The organism is Tolypothrix sp. VBCCA 56010 (genome assembly GCF_050875635.1).
Classification (GTDB): Bacteria; Cyanobacteriota; Cyanobacteriia; order Cyanobacteriales; family Nostocaceae; genus Hassallia.
This window is the reverse complement of the sequence record NZ_JBPAOH010000027.1, coordinates 17,528-37,245: the sequence shown is the minus strand read 5'-3', so window position 1 is coordinate 37,245 and position 19,718 is coordinate 17,528. Positions and strand designations below refer to the sequence as shown.

The 19,718-nt window shown below is 42.1% G+C and carries 20 protein-coding genes, 1 pseudogene and 1 riboswitch; of the genes and pseudogenes, 9 read left to right on the top strand and 12 right to left on the bottom strand.

From position 1 onward, the window contains the following. Entirely contained in the window at positions 1-981 is a 981-nt protein-coding gene (locus tag AABK37_RS11995) for a GGDEF domain-containing response regulator (RefSeq protein ID WP_432551792.1), read from the top strand. A gap of 276 nt (positions 982-1,257) precedes the next feature. Here the strand turns inward: AABK37_RS11995 and AABK37_RS11990 are convergent, their stop codons facing one another. Further along, entirely contained in the window at positions 1,258-3,816 is a 2,559-nt protein-coding gene (locus AABK37_RS11990) for a dynamin family protein (protein WP_432551791.1), read from the bottom strand. A gap of 142 nt (positions 3,817-3,958) precedes the next feature. On the opposite strand from AABK37_RS11990, the gene AABK37_RS11985 reads away from it, so the two are divergent. Then, the gene (locus tag AABK37_RS11985) at positions 3,959-5,386 is read left to right on the top strand and encodes a hypothetical protein (RefSeq protein ID WP_432551790.1); all 1,428 of its coding nucleotides are present in this window, start codon (positions 3,959-3,961) and stop codon (positions 5,384-5,386) included. Positions 5,387-5,551: 165 nt separating this feature from the next. Here AABK37_RS11985 and AABK37_RS11980 read toward each other — a convergent pair whose 3' ends face one another. Together AABK37_RS11980 and AABK37_RS11975 are read right to left on the bottom strand one after the other, a co-directional pair. After that, on the bottom strand, positions 5,552-5,854 hold the full coding sequence (locus AABK37_RS11980) for a muconolactone Delta-isomerase family protein (protein ID WP_432551789.1): 303 nt from the start codon (positions 5,852-5,854) through the stop codon (positions 5,552-5,554). Between the two features lie 132 nt (positions 5,855-5,986). Continuing rightward, on the bottom strand, positions 5,987-6,610 hold the full coding sequence (locus AABK37_RS11975) for an NAD(P)-dependent oxidoreductase (protein ID WP_432551788.1): 624 nt from the start codon (positions 6,608-6,610) through the stop codon (positions 5,987-5,989). A 199-nt stretch (positions 6,611-6,809) separates the two neighbouring features. Here AABK37_RS11975 and AABK37_RS11970 point away from each other — a divergent pair, with 199 nt between their 5' ends. Beyond that, positions 6,810-7,694, top strand: coding sequence for a LysR family transcriptional regulator (locus tag AABK37_RS11970; protein WP_432551787.1), 885 nt, complete (start codon positions 6,810-6,812; stop codon positions 7,692-7,694). 117 nt (positions 7,695-7,811) lie between these two features. Continuing rightward, positions 7,812-8,057 carry an acyl carrier protein gene (gene acpP, locus AABK37_RS11965; RefSeq protein WP_432551817.1) on the top strand — a complete coding sequence of 82 codons (246 nt, stop codon included), beginning with the start codon at positions 7,812-7,814 and terminating at the stop codon, positions 8,055-8,057. A 238-nt stretch (positions 8,058-8,295) separates the two neighbouring features. Here acpP and AABK37_RS11960 read toward each other — a convergent pair. Further along, positions 8,296-8,541: pseudogene (locus AABK37_RS11960) on the bottom strand (RNA-guided endonuclease InsQ/TnpB family protein); the annotation flags it as partial. A gap of 82 nt (positions 8,542-8,623) precedes the next feature. On the opposite strand from AABK37_RS11960, the gene AABK37_RS11955 reads away from it, so the two are divergent. Next, the gene (locus AABK37_RS11955) at positions 8,624-8,809 is read left to right on the top strand and encodes a hypothetical protein (protein ID WP_432551786.1); all 186 of its coding nucleotides are present in this window, start codon (positions 8,624-8,626) and stop codon (positions 8,807-8,809) included. A gap of 37 nt (positions 8,810-8,846) precedes the next feature. On the opposite strand, the gene thiC is transcribed toward AABK37_RS11955, so the two are convergent. From thiC to AABK37_RS11930, 5 genes are all read right to left on the bottom strand, one after another. Further along, a complete protein-coding gene (thiC, locus tag AABK37_RS11950; RefSeq protein ID WP_432551785.1) occupies positions 8,847-10,220 on the bottom strand; it encodes a phosphomethylpyrimidine synthase in 1,374 nt (457 codons plus the stop codon). Positions 10,221-10,226: 6 nt separating this feature from the next. Continuing rightward, a riboswitch (TPP riboswitch) is annotated at positions 10,227-10,324 on the bottom strand. A gap of 83 nt (positions 10,325-10,407) precedes the next feature. After that, on the bottom strand, positions 10,408-10,620 hold the full coding sequence (locus tag AABK37_RS11945; protein WP_432551784.1) for a DUF6887 family protein: 213 nt from the start codon (positions 10,618-10,620) through the stop codon (positions 10,408-10,410). Further along, on the bottom strand, positions 10,617-10,781 hold the full coding sequence (locus AABK37_RS11940; protein ID WP_432551816.1) for a DUF6888 family protein: 165 nt from the start codon (positions 10,779-10,781) through the stop codon (positions 10,617-10,619). Before AABK37_RS11940 ends, AABK37_RS11945 begins: the two co-directional genes overlap by 4 nt. An 84-nt stretch (positions 10,782-10,865) precedes the next feature. Next, the gene (locus tag AABK37_RS11935) at positions 10,866-11,306 is read right to left on the bottom strand and encodes a DUF4279 domain-containing protein (protein ID WP_432551783.1); all 441 of its coding nucleotides are present in this window, start codon (positions 11,304-11,306) and stop codon (positions 10,866-10,868) included. Between the two features lie 43 nt (positions 11,307-11,349). Further along, positions 11,350-11,748, bottom strand: coding sequence for a hypothetical protein (locus tag AABK37_RS11930; RefSeq protein ID WP_432551782.1), 399 nt, complete (start codon positions 11,746-11,748; stop codon positions 11,350-11,352). Between the two features lie 220 nt (positions 11,749-11,968). On the opposite strand from AABK37_RS11930, the gene AABK37_RS11925 reads away from it, so the two are divergent. After that, positions 11,969-12,583, top strand: a complete 615-nt coding sequence (locus AABK37_RS11925) for a pseudouridine synthase (protein ID WP_432551781.1) — start codon at positions 11,969-11,971, stop codon at positions 12,581-12,583. 339 nt (positions 12,584-12,922) lie between these two features. Continuing rightward, on the top strand, positions 12,923-14,599 hold the full coding sequence (locus AABK37_RS11920) for a PAS domain-containing sensor histidine kinase (protein ID WP_432551780.1): 1,677 nt from the start codon (positions 12,923-12,925) through the stop codon (positions 14,597-14,599). On the opposite strand, the gene AABK37_RS11915 is transcribed toward AABK37_RS11920, so the two are convergent. Continuing rightward, a complete protein-coding gene (locus tag AABK37_RS11915; RefSeq protein WP_432551779.1) occupies positions 14,545-14,736 on the bottom strand; it encodes a hypothetical protein in 192 nt (63 codons plus the stop codon). The two genes, AABK37_RS11920 and AABK37_RS11915, sit on opposite strands and share 55 nt — an antisense overlap. Positions 14,737-14,996: 260 nt before the next feature. Between AABK37_RS11915 and AABK37_RS11910 the strand changes: the two genes are divergently transcribed. Further along, positions 14,997-16,985, top strand: coding sequence for a serine/threonine phosphatase (locus tag AABK37_RS11910; RefSeq protein WP_432551778.1), 1,989 nt, complete (start codon positions 14,997-14,999; stop codon positions 16,983-16,985). Positions 16,986-17,153: 168 nt separating this feature from the next. Continuing rightward, a complete protein-coding gene (locus tag AABK37_RS11905; RefSeq protein ID WP_432551777.1) occupies positions 17,154-18,443 on the top strand; it encodes a protein kinase domain-containing protein in 1,290 nt (429 codons plus the stop codon). Here AABK37_RS11905 and AABK37_RS11900 read toward each other — a convergent pair. Next, a complete protein-coding gene (locus AABK37_RS11900; protein ID WP_432551776.1) occupies positions 18,426-18,641 on the bottom strand; it encodes a hypothetical protein in 216 nt (71 codons plus the stop codon). The genes AABK37_RS11905 and AABK37_RS11900 overlap by 18 nt on opposite strands. Beyond that, positions 18,638-18,865 (bottom strand): DUF4327 family protein, encoded by a 228-nt coding sequence (locus tag AABK37_RS11895; RefSeq protein ID WP_089127000.1) that lies wholly within the window; start codon positions 18,863-18,865, stop codon positions 18,638-18,640. The genes AABK37_RS11900 and AABK37_RS11895 overlap by 4 nt, the downstream gene beginning before the upstream one ends. Positions 18,866-19,718 lie beyond the last annotated feature (853 nt).

Below are 19,718 nucleotides of genomic sequence, written 5' to 3'. Positions count from 1 at the left end.
ATGATTAAATCAGACCAAAACAAGCCACCATTAATTCTTGTTGTCGATGATGAAAAAACTTTGCGACTAGTGCTGAAAAGAGCGATGGAGAAAGAAGGATATCGAGTGCAAGAAGCGTGTGGTGGACAGCACTGTTTGGATATTTGTCAACAGCATTTGCCAGATATGGTTTTATTAGATGCGATGATGCCGGCGATGGATGGTTTTAGTTGCTGCGCTAAAATGCAAGAGGCTTTGGGTGAAAATTGTCCGCCAGTTTTAATGATTACTGTTCTTGATGATAAAGAGTCGGTTAATAAAGCTTTTCAAATGGGCGCGAAAGATTATATCACAAAACCCATCGATTATGTCAAATTGAGTTTGCGAGTTAGTCGCTTGCTAGCATCAAGGTGGGCGATCGCCGGACTTCAACAACAAATTCAAAAAGAGTGTCTGTTGACAGTACAGATGGAAACGTCGAACCGAGAATTACAACGTCATGCTTTGTTTGATAGTTTGACTCAGCTTGCCACCCATCGTTATTTTAGCGAGTATTTACAGCGCGAATGGAAGAGATTGCAAGGGGTACAGTTACCTCTTTCTTTAATTTTGTGTAATATTGATTTTTTCCTGGCTTATAACGATACTTACGGATATGCGGCTGGAGATGAATGTTTATGTCAAATTGCTTACACCATTAATAATTGCAAAAGGCGATCGGCTGATTTGGTAGCGCGTTACAAAGGTGATGAATTTGCGATCGCTTTACCAAATACTTCTGCGGAAACAGCTTTTGGTGTTGCAGAAGCAATTCGCGCTGCTGTTAGAGCGAGTGGTGTAATTCATAGTGATTCAAAAGTAAGCGAATACGTTACTCTCAGCATCGGGGTTGCGAGTATTATTCCTTCTGAGCAATTATCTATAAATATGCTGATTACCAAAGCAGAGAAAGCTTTGAATCAAGCGAAAATCCAAGGACGCGATCGGATTTTTATGTTGTAATTTTCTATTTTTAGCTATTATAAATATTTTTTTAATAACTTTATCTTTAATTTTCTGCTCTTATCTCGTTCCCACACACTGCGTGGGAATGGGTTAAAGCATAATCTTTCTACCAAGAATAAATATTAAATAATTTTAATGATATACTCTTTTAGAACTAGCGTGCGATCGCTTGTAAGTTTAATTTAGAAACCCGGTTTATTCGAGAAACCGGGTTTCTAGGCATCGGATATGGATTGCTATATCAACAAAGAAAATAGCCGCACTATGAAGTTCCTAAACACACTGTTGTAGAATTGCTTCGATGTCATTTTTTACTTTCTCAATTTCTTGACGTTTTTCAGATATCCAAGCCTTCTGCGTTTGCTGTTCTTCTACAGTTTCTTTGTGTGCTTGTTCGTGCTGTTCTATGAGATTTTCGTAAAGCGCGATCGCTTGAGCAATTACTCGACTTGCAGATTCAACCTTGGTATCAAAAACTGAAGTAGTAATTTCGTGTAACTTTTCAGAAACTTTATCCATTGAGTCATCAAACTTTTGAAATCCTATTTCAAAAATTTTCATTTTTATTTGGTCATGTAATCCATCTACATCAAACATTCCCAAACCAAACGAACCAGCAATTGTAGCAGCTAAACTGGCAATAATTATGGTAAAGAAGCCAATTCCTGTAAATGCCAGTAATCCAACAGCTAAAGCACCACCTATCCCTAAACCGCCACCAAATCCTCCCAAACCCATAAAATCATCAGTTATACCGTTTATCGACAGTTGAAGCTGTTCGCTAAAATTAGCTTTTACTTGTTGTTCAATGTTTTTAAATTTAGCTTGTATTGCATCTAACTCATACTCAATATTTGCATTTAAAACTTTCAAACTATTTGGCAATATGACATCTTTAAGTTGTTTGTTTCCCCATTCATTTATTTCTTTGGATAAGTCTCTGACAAATTGATTAGTATAATCTTTGATTAGTTTATCTTGACTCCAGACAGGGCTGTGTTCAGAAGACCAACGTTGACTTTTTTCAACCATGCGATCGCCTAATCCTTCGCACCACTTATCCCAAGATTCAGCCGCTTCTTCAATCACTTGCTCTATTAATTGAGAAGCTACTAAACGGATTCTGACATCACGACCGCTTGCTTCACCAATTTGTTCAAATATTTTCTGTTTTTCAACTTCAGAAATATTGACTTTACGATCTAATATTTGTTCAGCTTGTTCAAGTCCATTTAAAGTTTTTTGAACTAAATAATTAATATCGGCAACACAGCGATTATTTTTTATGACTCCACGCTCATTTATCAAAAAATTCTCAACAGACTGAGTAAAATTATCAAAACTTTTTGAATACTCATCTTCATTTCCTTGCAAAAAAGCATTTAGAGCAGATTGAGCAGAAATAAAGTGAACGCGGTTCTTACCAGTAATGATAGGATTCTCACCTTGTACAAATCTTTTTATTCTTTCTTGAACTTGTTCGCGTCCCTTTTCAGTTCGCACCAAATCCATAAAATTACCCACTACAAAAAGGTTGTTAGCAGGTTCATTTTCTTTCCCGTAATTAAGTTGAATCTTCAAATCTTGCAGCAAGTCACGTTCACCTTGAGTTAAGGAACGTGAAGCATTAGTTAGAAAAATTACTGCGTCTGTATCTTTGAGTATTCTTTGAGTAATTGCGGTACGTTCCGCATGTTCGTTCAATCCTGGGGAATCTATAATTTCTACTCCGCTACTACATAATTCTAAATCTGGATGCTCAAAAACTATTTCCTCAATTTCGTTATTTGCTAGTTCATCGCTAAGACATCCAAGTGCTGCATCTTCGGAAATTGTCGCTTTTAGTTGATACTCACTAAATGGAATTTCTTCTTTTCTTCCATCCTTATATCGACAGATTACCCGCTTTTGGGTTCCATATTTCAAAACCGTTACTGCACCACTACAAGGAATCTCTCTTGCTGGTTGAATTTCTTCACCTAGTAAAGCATTTAGTAAAGTTGATTTACCTTGGCTAAACTCTCCTACAACTGCTAAACGAAAACTCTGAGATTGTAATTGTTTAGATATCTTACCGACTTCATCAATCAAAGTGTAAGCTAAGAAACCGCGCTCTTGACAATCTTCAACTATCTGGAAGAGACGAAAACAAAAGCAATCTAATTCTTTTTGATGCTTTCGGAATTGTTTCAATTCGTCGTAAGATTTTTTTGTCCGTTTAATTACTTTGTTTTCGGGTTTAGCAGGTAAAGTCGCTAGCATATCGCTTGCAGCTTTGACAAACATCAAATCTAGGTTATGAAATTGAGAAGGATCTAACAAAAGTCGTACTTCGTCTAAAGCAATAGAATCGACAAGATTTTGATTAGTAAATCCAGCTTCTAAAACTGCCAAATATTTTTGATTAATACCTAATTTTTGGGCTACTATCTCCATATATTGCTTCTCACGAAAGTCCATTTCGCCATCTGCGACTGACATTTGATAGCCAAAAGCAATCAATAAGAACTTTTCTGAATCAGAAAGGGGAATGCTAACAGTAAGTAAATCATTAAGATTTTTATAAATATGGTTTTCTTTGATTCCCTTAATCATTAAATGTGTTAATCGCCGCACATCACTTTCAGGTGTACTAAATCGATAAAGCGTTGTTAGTAGTCTTTGCTTTTCTGACTCTGCGACTATGCCATCTACAAAAATGATTCCGAGTAGTATAGTTACCAAATTTGCCAAAAATATTACGGGTGGGGTAAGTTCGCGTTGAGTCAGTTTTTGTCCACTAATCCGTGATAACAAATCAACAATCTGAGGATTAACTAGGGAAGTATCCATAAATTATGCGATGCGTAGACTTTTCAAATTTATTATTCCCAGGTTTAGACAAAATTTATCAATATACCGAGTAAATACGGTTATTTTCACTTTTCTAAACAAGTTAGCCTCGAAGCAATAAAACTTCTATCAATCCACAGCTATGCTATTCCAATTTTCTCCTTTAATCGAAGCGGGTATTCAAGCTGGCAAATATATTCCAGTTTTTAGCAACGGTGTACCAATCGGTATGGCTAGAGATGCTGTGACAGGACAGTTTGTTGGTCATGCGATCGCTGCTACTGTCGGCAATAGTCCTCTATCTCCGCTACTAACTGCTTCTCAATTTATTACTAGTGTGGTGCAAACGTACCAAATGCAGCGAGGCTTTGCAGATGTGATGAAAGGTTTGCAAAGCATACAAACTAGTTTAGGAGTGCTGCAAGGAACTACAGCTTTGATTGGTGTAGGAACAGTAGCGGGTGTTGCATTGACAGCGATAAACTTGCATCAAACACTAAAACTTAGAAAAGAAGTTGAGCAAATGCGGTTAGAGGTCAAAAATGGGTTTATTGACCTCAAGCAAGCCTTAAAAGACCAAGGAGCAGAAATTAGGCAAATAATTGAGGAGATATCCCAAGACATCAAATTTGAACAACACCGTATAGTTTTAGTTCGAGCGTATGGGTTATTTATCCAAGCAATAAATCGCTTTCGTTCAGCGATGCAATTACAAGATGCAAGTCGTAGAAATGCTGAAATTGACGGTGCGAGGGGAATGTTATTTGAAGCTTTGGCAGATTATACAAACCCCCATTTGTTAGAAGAAACCTCCGCTGCTGGACAACTACGAAGACTCGAATGTGCTTGGATAATTGAACAGGGAATTATTGCAACTTATCAAGTACAAAATGAAATGTCAGCGGTAAGTGAGCGAATATCTCAGTTGCAGGATAAAGTTTGTAAAGATGCTGTCGGTATTATTAATAGTTGTGAATCCCACGATGAGCTTGATTTTCTCTTTCCGGAAATTACCCGTATTTACAACCACGATTTAGAAGTATTAAACTCATGGCAAAATCATATTGATTGGATGCGTTCACGAAGTGACTCCGTTGGCGCAGCCTCTCCGATAGGAGAAGGAGTATCGCTTCCTTCTTCAGAATTAAAACTTTTAACCAGCGCTGATTTCAAAAACTCAGATTTGATAACTAGTCAAGATACAAATTTAGCACCACCAGAACAATTAACATACGAAGATTTAGCAGGTAAATCTCATTTCTACTCTCTGCGCGACCAGCTATTATTTTTGTTCGATTCTCAACTACGCCGGCAGTCGGAACTTTATATTAATCAACAAGCTGCTAACGCTGGTTACAAAACTTTAGTTCCATCGAATTTAGAACAAGCATCAGATTTAGCGGTTGCTAATCTTTATTACTATTTCAAAATTAGAGACGAATCTGAAGATGAAGGAGAAGAAAAATTAGCTAACAATTCTCAAATCACCCAAACAGAAACCAAAAATCTAGCAATAGAGCCTTCAATAAACTATAATTTGCAAGCAAATATATTTACAAAAATAAAGTAACGATTCAGTTGCCAGGGTATTGACAAAGGTGACGATATAAATTGAGAGAGGAGCAACCTCCGTCCGCATCACAGCGACGGCGACTGGCGACACAAGGGCCGACAAACAGAGAAAGCCCGAGCGCCAGCCTCCGTTCGCTGGAGCGCATTGCTCCCGGCGGTGCGATTAGACGGACTTCTTCGCGAATGCTGGATACGGCGCGAGCGGCAAGATTTGGTAGTCAGCGTAATCAACCTTGATCAGCGGAAAGCTGTCGATCATCTTTTGCAGATGCTCCGGTGACTCCGCTTCAAAGAGAACGGCTGCGCCGCGATTTTTCGTGTCCAGCGCCCACACTTGACGGAGACCTCCCTGTGCGTAAAGGACTTGCGCTTGCGCCTGCTCTTCGAGTTCCCGTTCCTGGAAGTCAGAGGGCATTCCGTCAGTCTCGAATTTCTGTTTGGGTGTGAAGATAACAAGATATTGCATATGTCACCTCTATTTAGCTTGCTTGGTTGTGAAAACCGGACAGGAAAGGAGGCATACCGCGTGGTCAAGCAGACGCCGAAGCCTCAACAAACACGCTGCTGACCCCAAAAAGAGAGCGTGGCCAAAGAGTTCTTAGCTATTTGCGATAGTAACGGCTTGATGGAGGTATTCGTTACTGGAAAGCTGGGCAAGCATGAAGTCAGCCAAGTCGGCACGTGTAATTTTATGGGCCTTCTCGCCCGTTTCGGCATCGAAGACTCGAACGTTCCCCTTGGCAGGGTCGTCGGTGAGGAGGGCTGGGCGAAGAATTACCCAGTCCAGACCGCTCGACTCGACAGCAGACTCCATTGCCGCTTTGTCCTTGTCCGCGCCGCGCAAAAAGGTCGAAACCAGTAAGCGCTCATACAGGGTGGCATTCGCCTCACTATCCCCTTCGCCAAGCATGGAAGTTACCACCAGACGGCGCACACCGTTTCGCTGCATGGCAGCGATGATTGTGTTGGCGGCGCTCGATTCGAGCGTGGTTGCCTTGTAAGGCGTTTTGCCGCCAATCGTGTCAAGAACAGCGTCTTGACCGACTACTGCTGCGTCCATCGTGGCACTGTCGGTAGCGTCACCTTCGATGATGCGAACGTCTGAGACCTCGTATTCGTCAGCTTTGTGAACGAAGGCGGTGACCTGGTGTCCAGCGGCTACAGCCTGTTCAACTACAGCTCTACCGGTCTTGCCGGCGGCTGCTATGACTAGGACTTTCATGTTTTAACGCTCCTATGTAACGCTTAGTGGGTTTTCCGATTAAAGAAATGCGGCTTTGATTAGGACTGTCTTTGTATGTTTGACATCACTAGTATGATTCATCAATTCATGCAGATAAAGATAGTTTTTATGGATTGATTGTTTATAATGCTGGACAATAGCGGAGTTTTGATAATCAAGAGCGCAGCGAGTGCAAGGTATGGATGACGTGAACGCTGTTTTAATATTTCTCAAAGTCGCGGAACTGGGAGGATTTGTCGCAGCAGCACGATCGCTGGACTTGCCTAAATCTACCGTCAGTCTGAAGGTCAATGAGCTAGAGCAACAGCTAAAAGTCCGATTATTTCATCGCACGACGCGGCGGGTTTCTTTAACTGAAGAAGGACGACTGTATTACGAAAACTGTTTACCCATTCTCGATGCGTTACATGACGGTAATGATGCGATCGCTAGCTTGCAGGGGCATCCGCAAGGCACTGTGCGAGTGACAGCCACCGTATTGTTTGTGCAGTCTGTTCTCGCACCCAATTTGCCGGAGTTTCTGCTGACCTACCCCGATATTCGAGTGATTCTCCATGCGACGACTGAATACAAGGATATTGTCAAAGAAGGGTACGATCTAGCGATTCGGATTGGGGAATTGGACGATTCAACCCTGATCGTGCGGCGGATTAGCACAGATCGTATGAAACTCTTTGCCAGCGCGACCTATCTCAAAACCGCTGGCGAACCAAGGGCGATCGCTGATTTGACCAGTCATGCGCTGCTTTGTATGGCTCATCATCAGAACGAAGTGACCTGGACATTGCACAATGAACAGCAGGAAACAGTAACGCTCTCCTTTCGTCCACGACTACTTAGCAATGACAGTGCCCCCATTTATCAAGCAATCGTTGCTGGAGTAGGGATTGGGCTGCTGCCGGAATTTCTGTTTCAGCACGAGTTACAGGGTGGGGATATAGTAAACGTCTTACCCCAGTGGTCATCAGCTCCAGTCCCGATTAACGCACTTTACCCCAGTCGAAAATATGTCCCAATGAAAGTCAAAGTCTTTCTAGAGTTCCTTGAGCAAAAGATGCGCTAAGAAACTTCCAGTTCTGATTTGTGCCTATTTACAGCAGCTGACACTCGTTCTAGAGCGGGTAAGGATTCAGGTCTAAAATTGAGGAAGCACAGACGGGCCAGACTGTCTTTTTTGTCAATACCCTGTCACCTGAATCCTTACAAAATAAAAAATATTATTGCTGAACAGTTATCAGTTGAAGCAGACACAATAACCCTCAGCAGCAACTTTATTCAAGATTTAGGAGCAGATTCTTTAGATGCGGTAGAGTTAGTTATGGCTTTGGAAGAGGAATTTGATATTGAAATTCCTGATGAAGCTGCTGAAAAAATTACAACAGTTCAACAGGCTGTCGATTATATTAGCAAAAAAGTTTCCGTTTAATAATAAAATTAATGTTTTAGTATCAAATTATATTGAGATAAATAGCCCACGTAGGTGGGCTTCGTTCGTATAGCCCCAGGTTTCAACCTGTGGGCTATTTATTGCCTGCTATCTATTAACCGTTACATAACACCTACCCAAAGCTACCCATAATTGGAAATATCTACTTTGGGTTTCGTTTACTTCCTTGCTTCATCCTGAAGAAGTCGGCTTCTACCAGTCCACAGGCTAACCTCGCCTAACTGACGATTTTGGACAAATTGATTGCAGCGTTTAAATCGCGGTCAATTACAAAATTACAATGATTACATTCAAACACTCGCTCGTTCAAGGTAAGTGTTTCTTTTTTAGTGCCGCAATTTGAGCAGGTCTTGCTAGATGGAAACCAACGGTCAATTACAACTAACTTTGAACCATACAATTCACACTTGTAGGTTAACTGCCTACGAAACTCGTAAAATCCCATATCAGCAATAGCTTTAGCTCAGTTTTGAAACCTAACAGCATTGACTCGACCTTTTAATTGATGCTATATATTAGTCTACGAATATATAAGGTAAAAATCAATGCCTTTCCAGAAAAAACATAAACTTGGTGCTTTGCCGTATGGTGAAGAACCTTTAGACACTAAACCGATAAGCTTTAAAGGTCGAAAAGGACAGCTAGAAAAACTTAAGACTGTCCCCAATTGGCAAGAACAACTTAGAGATTTTGTTGACCAACTTATATCAAACCTACCCAAAAATGAGTAGTAATGGGTAGGCTTGTCCAGAAATTAAGTTACAGCATCTACCCCTGCGTTACCGGCTCTTTTGCCAAGAACTTCTCCAACTCCGTCAACGCATCAGCATCAACTTTAGTTTGCATCGGACAGAACTTTGGACCGCACATCGAGCAAAACTCAGCAGTTTTGTAAATATCTGCTGGTAAAGTTTCGTCATGATATTCCTTCGCTCTTTCCGGGTCGAGTGATAATTCAAACTGACGGTTCCAGTCGAAGTTATAACGAGCGTGGGAGAGTTCATCGTCTCTGTCTCTCGCACCTGGGCGACGTCTGGCAATATCTGCTGCGTGAGCAGCAATCTTGTAAGCAATCAACCCGTTACGTACATCTTCGGCATTCGGCAGTCCTAAATGTTCTTTCGGGGTTACGTAACAAAGCATCGCTGTACCATACCAACCAGCCATCGCAGCACCGATCGCTGAAGTAATATGGTCATAACCCGGAGCAATATCTGTCACCAAAGGTCCCAGCACGTAGAAAGGTGCTTCAGAACACTCTTCCATCTGCTTTTTGACGTTAAATTCAATTTGATCCATCGGGACGTGTCCGGGACCTTCTACCATCACCTGAACATTATGTTCCCACGCTTTGCGAGTCAATTGTCCCAGCGTCTTGAGTTCAGACAATTGAGCATCGTCTGAGCCATCATGGATGCAGCCTGGGCGCAGGGAATCACCCAAGCTAAAAGAAACATCGTATTTTTTGAAAATCTCAATGATGTCACGGAAATGGGTGTAAAGCGGGTTTTGTTTGTGATGATGCAACATCCACCGTGCCATAATACCGCCGCCGCGAGAGACAATGCCAGTGATGCGGTTTTTCACTAAGGGCAAGTATTCAATCAAAATCCCCGCGTGGATAGTCATATAATCGACACCCTGTTGGGCATGTTTCTCGATAATATGAAGAAAATCATCTGGTGTCAGCTTTTCGATATTGCCGTGGATGCTTTCTAGTGCTTGGTATAAGGGTACTGTACCAATTGGCACTGGTGAGGCATTGATGATAGCGGTGCGAATTTCATCTAAATTCCCCCCGCCATTGGACAAGTCCATAACGGTATCAGCACCGTATTTGACCGCCAGTTTTAGCTTATCTACTTCTTCCTGAATGTTGGAAGAGTTGGGAGAAGCACCGATATTAGCATTTACCTTACACTTAGAGGCAATACCGATCGCCATCGGCTCTAAGTTAGTGTGATTAATATTCGCGGGAATAATCATTCGTCCCCGCGCTACTTCGTCTCTAATTAGCTCAACGGGAAGGTTTTCCCGTCGGGCTACATAATCCATTTCTTCAGTGATAACACCCTGGCGTGCGTAGTGGATTTGCGTAACATTATCTTGTCCCTGGCGTTTAGCAACCCATTGAGTCCGCATATTAAATTCCTCGATAAACAGCTTCCCTCCGCTGGTATTACCCAGACTCAGGTGTTAAGGGTGTGTTCTCAGCCTGAAAAGTGCAGGCACCCCTAGCATGGAAGTTGATTGTAGCACCTTCGTTGTAGATGGGCGCAAGTAAGTTAACAAATCCTAAGGTAAGCAAGGTGGTATGCGTTGCAGTGTTCTATGCGTCTTGCGTTTTCTGCTTCTGCTGAACATGCATTAATATTGCTTGATGGATTTCCTCAGGTGTCATCGATGCGGGATAAACCGCAGAGGGAGGTTTTGCCTTCAAACGATCTACAAATGCGTGAAAAGCTTCTTGATCGTCTCGATGTTCATAGACGTAGGTTCTTAATTCACCTTCACTCATAGCATCAAAATTTGGTTTGGTCATAGGTATATCCAATTTCCATCACGATTAATTAAGATTTCTATCTCATTGCCAGATTGGATGAATATTTCTCCCATGCGTTCATCCAGACGCACTATTAAGTAGACTGTTGTCAATGCTTGACACAAGTAAACACACTTTAAAGGTTGTTCTGCTGTGGTCAGAATAACTGCTCTTTTAAAAAGCTTATATTTTCATATTATTTTACGGTGCTTTGATAATGACGATCGCAGCCTTATGTAGGTTAATCATGTATTGATAGAAGCAGCTTCCGGTTCTTCGTAGTCATCCAGCATCACGAGGATGGACATCTGGATTGATAATTTTGCTGCTGCTGCTGCTGCTACCAGTTCTGTAGGTAATGATAAACCACCCTGGTCTTCTTCTCGGATAGTGCTGATGTACAAATCTGTTTTGCACTTGGTTCGATCTAATGATGCGATCGCTGGTGCAATTTGCTTTAACACTACCGCAGCTTGTAACATCTGCTTTTCTATATCTTGCTTTGTGGTGCGATCGTCAAAATTAACCAGTTCTAAAGACCAAATATCAACGGGTTGGACTCTATTTTTAGAAACACGCTCTCCACGGTGAAGAATTTTTGTCGGCGTAATTCCTAAAGTATGTGTTAATTTTTCTAAGGGTGTAAGATTGCCAGATAATCTTAAAGATATTTTATTCGTACTCACTTTATCGACCTGCTAAGTAGGTGGAACTTATCGGTTAAATTAATTATCTCTCTAAAAACTCATCAGCCAAATCAAGTAGTTCATTGCGTGTGAAGTTGTCAGCACCGCCTCGCCCTTGATGACGTTTAACATCTTCAATATAATCACCAAATTGTTGTCGCTGCTCTCTGTTCATATTCTTTTCCCGCGCTACAGAATTGACAATTACTCGGTCTTTTCTATTGGCTCCCCTACCTCGTCCTAATCTTTGTCTTTCAAGTCGTCTTTGCTCTAATTGTTCCTCAAAATCTTCTAGTTCTTCATCGGAGTTTTCTTGAGATTGAAAAAAAACCTGAAAAAGTTCTTTGATTTGTCTGGGAATCCACTTTAATAACTTTGCGATTGGGCGATGTAATTTTAGAATTATCTCAGTAGTCCGAAAATAAAGCTTTAGTTTTGGCATAGTCATTGTATGTCAAAAAGCTTTAGTTCTGGCGTAGTCATTGTATTTGTGGAAATTTGGCATCAATTTCTCTAACTTTACAGACTAACAAAGCTTGTATATTTATCCGACGATACAGGGCGATCGCATAAGTTAAATCTGACGCTCGCTAGTTGTAATGCATGACGTGTCCAATTATTGGCATCATAGACTAATGTCACATTAGTTATTTACTCAAACAATGAATGACTATCGCTATATCATTTTTTCCAAACCCTACGGGGTTCTCAGCCAATTTACAAAAGATAGCCCTAACCGCAGTACGCTAAAAGATTACATCGAAGTGGCTGATGTGTACCCTGTCGGGCGTTTAGACTGGGACAGTGAAGGGTTATTATTATTAACAAATAACGGAAAATTGCAACATCGCCTTTCTCATCCTCAATTTGGACATGAAAGGACTTATTTAGTACAGGTAGAGCGAATTCCCGATGCAGATGCTTTAAAGAAATTGCAAACAGGTGTGCAAATTCAAGATTACCGTACTCGACCAACAAAAGTACGACTTTTATCAGAAGAACCGTTGTTAAGCGATCGCGATCCACCAATAAGATTTAGAAAAAATGTCCCCACAGCTTGGCTAGAAATAACTTTGACAGAAGGAAAAAACCGCCAAGTCAGAAGAATGACTGCTGCTGTCGGGTTTCCTACCTTGCGATTGGTGAGGATAGCGATCGCTCACTTAAAATTAGATCGTCTACAACCAGGACAGTGGCGCGAACTTACCCCAGAAGAAGTCAAATTGTTGCATAATTTAACGAAACCACAGAAAAAAGCATCTATTTTTAAGCCTTAAGCATTGCTTCTAAGGGGGAAGCCTCCCTACCTATATTTGAATAATTGTGGTTAAAATTATGAACTGTTTATACCAATATCGATAAAAATCTCTTTTTCTAACCTTTAGTCTAAGCGCTCCTAACCCAACTGCCTAAGCCTCTCTATTTTCAAGATAGATTAATCAATATCTCCAATCGCAAGTTTTGAGCTATCAATTAAAGAATTATACAGTGTAAAGCTTAGTCTTTACATAAGTTTTTATTTGCACCTTTCACACAAATTAATTTAAAACCTGTATAATAATATTTTTTTCTTACCGCCTAGTTCACACTTCTCGCTTGGGTGCAAGTTTAAATCTATGAGCCGCAATCAGCAATCGAGCTGGCATTACACTCGTCAAAAAGATATTTTGTCTGTAACACCTCTACATCTGGAAGTTGTGTCTGAACGAGCTACCGATTTAGAACTTTGCACCCCAGAAACCCTGCGTCGTACCCAAGAAGAACTCCAGTGGTATCGCAGTTTGTATGAAAATACACCTTCTGTGTACTTCACCTTGGATGCAACAGGGAAAATTTTGTCTGTAAACCAATTTGGTGCAGACAGTCTTGGCTACACTTTAGAACAACTAATCCAAACTTCAATTTTTAACTTGTTTGAGGAGTCAGACAAGCAAAGGTTAAGTAATGCATTCAAAGAATTATTAACAGCGTCACCCGAAAGCGAAATTACTAATTGGGAGTTTCGCTTAAATGCCAGTAAAATGGTTTGGGTAAAAGTTAAAGCGCGGATATTACCAACTGAAGAGGCAAATCCGCTGATTCTGATGGTTTGCGAGGATATTACCGCTTACAAACAGACAGAAGACTTGTTACGAGAAAGCGAACAACGCTTTCACACTATGGCTGACACAGCACCAGTTATGTTGTGGATGTCTGGAAGTGACTCGTTATGTAATTTTTTCAACCAATCTTGGTTAAATTTTACCGGACGCAGCTTAGAAGAAGAGCAAGGTTTAGGCTGGTTGTCAAACGTACATCCTGAAGATCAAGATTTTTGCTTAAAAACCTATGAATCTGCCTTTAACGCACGAGCCAAATTTGAGATGGAATATCGGCTCCTGCGACATGACGGCAATTATCGTTGGATTTTAGATTCAGGGGTTCCCAGATTTACATCCACAGGTAACTTTGCTGGTTACATTGGTAGTTGTATTGACATCACAGAGCGCAAATTAGCAGAAGTTGCTCTTCAAGAAACTCAAGAAGCTGCACAAGCGCAATTTGATGAAATTGAAAGCCTCAATCGTCTGAAGGATGAATTTCTCAGTACAGTTTCCCATGAACTACGCACGCCACTAACTAATATGAAAATGGCGATTCAGATGCTGGGAATCTCACTGAAAAAAGAGCAAAACTTTTTGTTGGAAATGGACAAGCCAGAAACAGAACGCTCAAAAGCAGCTCGCTACTTTCAAATTTTAGACAAGGAGTGCGATCGCGAAATTAACCTAATTAATAATTTCCTGGATTTGCAAAAGCTCGATAATGTCGCTAAACCGTTGGTATTAGAAACAATTCAACTACAGCAATGGCTTTGCCGGGTGTTGCAGGTATTTCAAGCACGCAATCGCAACAGTTCTCAGCAAGAGTTGCAGCTAAATATAGCTGCCAATCTTCCTCCACTCACTTGCGATCCCTTCAGTCTCGAACGTATTTTAATCGAACTGCTCACCAACGCTTGTAAATTTAGCCCACCAGAAGCACAAATCACCCTCAGCGCTCAATTAAAATCAAAACAAATTCAATTCAAAGTAGTTAATACTGGTGTGGAAATTCCCACCACAGAAATACCGCTCATTTTTAACAAATTTTATCGCATTCCCAGCAACGACCCTTGGAAGCAAGGAGGAACCGGATTAGGATTGGCATTAGTACAAAAACTCACTCTTTCCCTTGGAGGCACAATCGAGGTTGAAAGTCAATCAAACCGTACCTGTTTTACGATTTTACTACCACTAAGCAGTGAGGGATGAGGGAGAGGGGGAGAGCAGGGGATGGGGAGAGGGGGGATGGGGAGATGGGGGGATGGGGAGAAAGAAGAATTATTCTTTTTGTCTCCTTGTCTCCTTGTCCCCTTGTCCCCTTGTCCCCTTATCTCCCACTCCCCCACTCGCCCACTCCCCCAAACAATCAAGATATGTGTTTAAATATGGGCGATCGCTAATTTTTAATGGCAGGTTATTCTGAGGGATAGGCTTGCCTGTATTTCACATATTTTGAAAATATGCGTAAGAATTAATACTGTCACCAAAATTCACTGTTGACACCACAATATTTTGTCGGTCTACTATAAGCTGCCGACATTTGTGGCAATGCACAAATTGTAGTGGTCAGAAGCACGCCAGGAACGGGAATTAAGGAACTTCCACAATGCTGATTTGCCCCCAGTGTAAATTTGAAAACTCTAATACCAACAAGTTCTGTCAAAACTGTGGCACGTCCTTGACGCAAAAGGTTTGTCCAAAATGCAGTAGCGCTGTGGCTGTCAATGCAGAACGATGTCACAACTGCGGCGCGGAATCCGGCACAATTTGGTGGGCAATTATTGCCGTCGAGGAAGTTAAGGAAAGTGAAGCAGAAGTTCACCAGCCAAAAAGCTTAGAAGATGATTCTCCCCTTTCACCCCAGTTCGCCCAAGCGACTGGCTCCCCTTCTGGCTTAATCGCTTTTTCTCAACTCCCGGTTGGCTCTTATTTAGACTCGCAACAGCGCTATCAACTATTAGATCCGCTACCAGCACTATCAGAAGTTGCCGCTCATACTCAGGTGTGCGTGAGAGTTTTAGACTGCCAACCATATCAAATGTCGCCGCTACTGGCTATACTAAAAAATCAGCAAAACAATTTGATTGCGCCATCAACCGAAGCAGCCAGAATTCCTAACCTCGCTAAACCTTATATTGCTTTGCAACTAGGGTCTCACCCAGAAATACCATCGATTCACGATGCATGGCAGGAAAACCAGATGCAGGTGGTACTGATTGAGAACCGATCGCATTGGCAGTATTTAGCCGAATTATGGCAAGATGATAATATAACTTCGTTACAAATCTTACATTGGTTTTATCAGATGACTCAACTCTGGGCGCTATTAGAACCATTGAATTGTCGTCAAAGTCTGTTGGAGTTATCGAATTTGCGCTTGGATGAAGACCAGACGCTAGCACTACAAGAGTTACACGTAGAAACACAGAGAAATAATTCTGCTGATTTGCCAGAAGGCGAAGCGCAACCTTTGACAATTGAAGCTTTGGGGCGTATTTGGCAGGCGTTATTTAGACAGTCGCAACGCACTCAATCTGGCTCTGTGATACAGTTGTTGGGCGAGATTGAGGAAGGTAAGATTGAGACGATCGCTCAATTGCGATCGCGCTTGGAGGCGATCGCCGCTGAACTGCAACCAGCCACAACCGCAACCGACCCAACACTAAAAGAACATACTCCATCGCCAACTATCCTGCAATTAGACGACACAGAAGATACCGCCCCTAGAGGCGATGATATGCCAACAGTGGTGCTGCCGATGCAGTTAATCAGCCTAGAAGATGCAGGACGCACGGATGTTGGGCGTCAACGCCAACACAATGAAGACTTTTTTGGTGTTGAAACCAAAATTAACAAATTAGAATTGCCCAAAAACCGAGCTTTGCAAGCGCGTGGTTTATATATTCTCTGTGATGGAATGGGGGGACACGCTGGTGGTGAAGTCGCCAGTGAGTTGGCAGTTACCACTCTGCGGGAATACTTCCAAAAACATTGGCTTTCTAACCAACTCCCAACTGAAGACAGTATCGCTGAGGCAGTACTTTTAGCAAATCAGGCAATTTACGATGTTAATCAACAAGATGCCCGTTCTGGTGTCGGTCGCATGGGCACTACCTTGGTAATGCTTTTAATCCAAGACACTCAAGCAGCAGTTGCTCATGTGGGGGATAGTCGCTTGTATAAGCTGACTCGCAAGGACAAACTTAAACAAATAACGGTAGATCACGAAGTCGGTCAACGGGAAATTGCTCGTGGAGTTGAACCAAATTTAGCTTACGCTCGCCCAGATGCTTATCAACTTACTCAAGCCCTTGGTCCACGAGACGAAAACTTGATCCATCCCGATGTGCAGTTTTTCGAGATTAATCAAGATACACTCTTCATCCTCGCTTCGGACGGTTTATCAGATAATGATTTACTAGAAATTCATTTTTCTACTCACTTAGAACCGCTGCTGAGTTATGGTGCTAACTTAGAACGCGGAGTCCGAGAGTTAATTGATTTGGCGAATCAACACAATGGTCATGACAACATTACTGCTGTACTCATCCGGGCAAAAGTCCGTCCCAACGTCGAAAGTCAAAAGAATGGTTAGTGGTTAGTGGATAGTGGTTAGTGGATAGTGGATAGTGGATAGTGGATAACTGTTAACCGTCAACGCTCCAACGCTCCAACGATCCAACTATCAACTAACAACTAACAACTAACAACTAACAACTACCAACCAACAACTACCAACTACCAACTAACATTACCTTATATTGTGGTTACTCTGACGCTGTTAGACGCGCAAGAAAAAACGCCGCTCAAGCAGTGGTGCTTTGAAGACTGCTCCGTAATTCGGATTGGTCGAGCGGCAGATAATCAGGTTGTTTTAACTGATAATTTAGTTTCTAGGTATCATCTAGAACTCAGGCAAGTTAATTCTGGCAACAATGGTGGTTCTTGGCAGGTAATCAGTCAAGGCACAAATGGCACTTTCCTCAATAGTGTCTTGGTGACACAGAGTTTGCTGCCAGATAATTCACTGTTGCAATTGGCACAGGGCGGACCGCTACTTAAATTTGAAATTCAGCCAATAAAATCACCCGCTCCTAAATTGGGGGGTAAAGAAGTTGGTGTCCAAATCGAACCAACTGTTAAGAGTTTTATAGAAGTGGTGTCAGCAAAAACTCCTGCAACTTCACGCTCAACTTGTACCCACGAAGGTAATTCTCCTAACAATCTATTTTGCATCCACTGCGGTCAACCGCTGACAGTGCAAAAAGTAATTCGCTACTATCAGGTGTTGCGGACGCTTGGACAGGGAGGTATGGGGACTACCTATCTAGCTTGGGATGCAGCGGGTTGGATTGCTGGATATCCGCAATTGCTGGTGTTGAAGCAAATGAATGCTGATATGGCAAAAATTGCCAAGGCTCAAGAATTATTTGAACGCGAGGCGTATACTCTCAAATCCTTGAGTCATCCAGGAATTCCTAAGTATTATGATTTTTTTGTGGATAGCGGCAAAAAATACCTGGCAATGGAATTAGTCCACGGTCAGGATTTAGAAAGATTAGTTTACACGACTGGACCTGTCACCCCTTCTCGTGCGATCGCCTGGATGATCCAAACCTGTGACATATTAGATTATCTCCACAGGCAAGATCCACCACTGATTCACCGCGATATTAAACCCGCAAACCTGATGGTGCGAAGTTCTAATAATCAGATAGTGGTGCTGGATTTTGGCGCTGTGAAAGAAATTGGCACCGCACCGGGTACTCGCATTGGTGCAGAAGGTTATTGCGCTCCCGAACAAGAGCGCGGGCAACCTTTGACACAATCCGATTTGTACGCGATCGGACCTACACTAATTTTTTTACTAACAGGCGAAAATCCTTTTAAGTTTTACCGCCAGCGGGGTCGAAATTTTCGATTTGATTTGGCAAGCGTTCCCACTTTTACTCGGAAATTAAAAGAGGTTATTGACCGCGTTACAGAACCACTGCCACGCGATCGCTACCAAACAGCCAAAGAACTCGCTGCCGCATTAGCTACTTGCGAATAGGGGGAGTAGGGAGTGGGGGAGGGGAGAAGTGGGGGAAGATGAGGGAGAGGGGGGGGACAAGGAAGACAAGGGGGAGGGGGGAGACAAGGGAGAAATTCCTCCTTGTCCACGCCAGTCGCTACAACGGAGGAGACCTCCGCAACGCGCTGGCTTCCCTTGTCTCCTTGTCCCCTTGTCTTCCTGTCCCCCTATCCTCAATCTGCCTCTTCGTCCCAAGCTTCTACTGCTAACAAATCGCCAATTGGGTCTTGCATAGTAAAGCCAAAATCTAGCAGTTCCTGCTTCCAGTACTGCCATTCATTGCCGTAAAGCAACGCGATTTTCCAAATGCTATCGGTTGGCTTGATAATTTTAGATTCGACGAGTGATTGCACGTTACGCTGCAATTTCACCATAGGGTGAATTACTTGCTGCTGGGTCATAGCCTCGAATGAATTCAGATTTTGTATGGTAAATGCTTAATCAAAACTGCTTTCCCTTGGGGGATTTTTGCCTATGCGTAGAGTTGTACTTTGGCAAAGCTAGTCTTAACTTCTTAACTGTACCATAACTAACTCTAGTTGCGTTGTGATGATTTCGGTTTTGTACGGTAATCACCACCTAAAAACTCAAATACCACCAAGCAGTTGTAGACACCGAGCAAAAAGTTAGTCGTCCTAAAACTTGCAGATATAGCAATTGTGAGGACGCCTATTGATTAAACCAGAGCGTTGTATACTGGCAAAAAACACCTTTAGCACAACGAGTTCACTGGAAATTTTTGAGTAACGGTAAACTTTGCAGTTGCCTGGAAATATTCACCGTCTCTTTGAGCGAAACGTTATTCACGATACCGCAAATATTCTGTCTTTGGACTAACTAACCGGACATATTTATCTAAATTTAATATTTTTGCTTGTCACAAATCGCAAAGGCAAATTACAAACAGCGGTTTTGCGCTTCTATAACTATGATACTAAAAACAATTCTACATGAACTGCCGATGGGCGTATTTTTTTATTGCACGCAGAAGTAATAATTTGAGACTTGTAAAAGGCCGCACCACAGCAAAGCGCAAAAAAACGCCCAAATCTCTTCAGGGCAAGCACTCTCAGTTTTGCGATCAAGCCAAATCCAAGAAAATCGCGCATTCTTGCTGCGAAATTTTTCGCACAAATGTTAGTTCCTGAGTTGTCGATGGGTATCCTGAGCATGGGCAATTACCGATGAGAGTCGGGTCGATTTCATTCAGAGCGATTTTGCTCTGATCGGCAAAATACCTCGTTCTTGCAACGC

What these genes read in the sequence shown, in the direction of transcription:
- AABK37_RS11995 (WP_432551792.1), top strand. Translation starts at nt 1, where the DNA reads ATGATTAAATCAGACCAAAACAAGCCACCATTAATTCTTGTTGTCGAT.
- AABK37_RS11990 (WP_432551791.1), bottom strand. Translation starts at nt 3,816, where the DNA reads ATGGATACTTCCCTAGTTAATCCTCAGATTGTTGATTTGTTATCACGG.
- AABK37_RS11985 (WP_432551790.1), top strand. Translation starts at nt 3,959, where the DNA reads ATGCTATTCCAATTTTCTCCTTTAATCGAAGCGGGTATTCAAGCTGGC.
- AABK37_RS11980 (WP_432551789.1), bottom strand. Translation starts at nt 5,854, where the DNA reads ATGCAATATCTTGTTATCTTCACACCCAAACAGAAATTCGAGACTGAC.
- AABK37_RS11975 (WP_432551788.1), bottom strand. Translation starts at nt 6,610, where the DNA reads ATGAAAGTCCTAGTCATAGCAGCCGCCGGCAAGACCGGTAGAGCTGTA.
- AABK37_RS11970 (WP_432551787.1), top strand. Translation starts at nt 6,810, where the DNA reads ATGGATGACGTGAACGCTGTTTTAATATTTCTCAAAGTCGCGGAACTG.
- AABK37_RS11955 (WP_432551786.1), top strand. Translation starts at nt 8,624, where the DNA reads ATGCCTTTCCAGAAAAAACATAAACTTGGTGCTTTGCCGTATGGTGAA.
- thiC (WP_432551785.1), bottom strand. Translation starts at nt 10,220, where the DNA reads ATGCGGACTCAATGGGTTGCTAAACGCCAGGGACAAGATAATGTTACG.
- AABK37_RS11945 (WP_432551784.1), bottom strand. Translation starts at nt 10,620, where the DNA reads ATGACCAAACCAAATTTTGATGCTATGAGTGAAGGTGAATTAAGAACC.
- AABK37_RS11930 (WP_432551782.1), bottom strand. Translation starts at nt 11,748, where the DNA reads ATGCCAAAACTAAAGCTTTATTTTCGGACTACTGAGATAATTCTAAAA.
- AABK37_RS11925 (WP_432551781.1), top strand. Translation starts at nt 11,969, where the DNA reads ATGAATGACTATCGCTATATCATTTTTTCCAAACCCTACGGGGTTCTC.
- AABK37_RS11920 (WP_432551780.1), top strand. Translation starts at nt 12,923, where the DNA reads ATGAGCCGCAATCAGCAATCGAGCTGGCATTACACTCGTCAAAAAGAT.
- AABK37_RS11910 (WP_432551778.1), top strand. Translation starts at nt 14,997, where the DNA reads ATGCTGATTTGCCCCCAGTGTAAATTTGAAAACTCTAATACCAACAAG.
- AABK37_RS11895 (WP_089127000.1), bottom strand. Translation starts at nt 18,865, where the DNA reads ATGACCCAGCAGCAAGTAATTCACCCTATGGTGAAATTGCAGCGTAAC.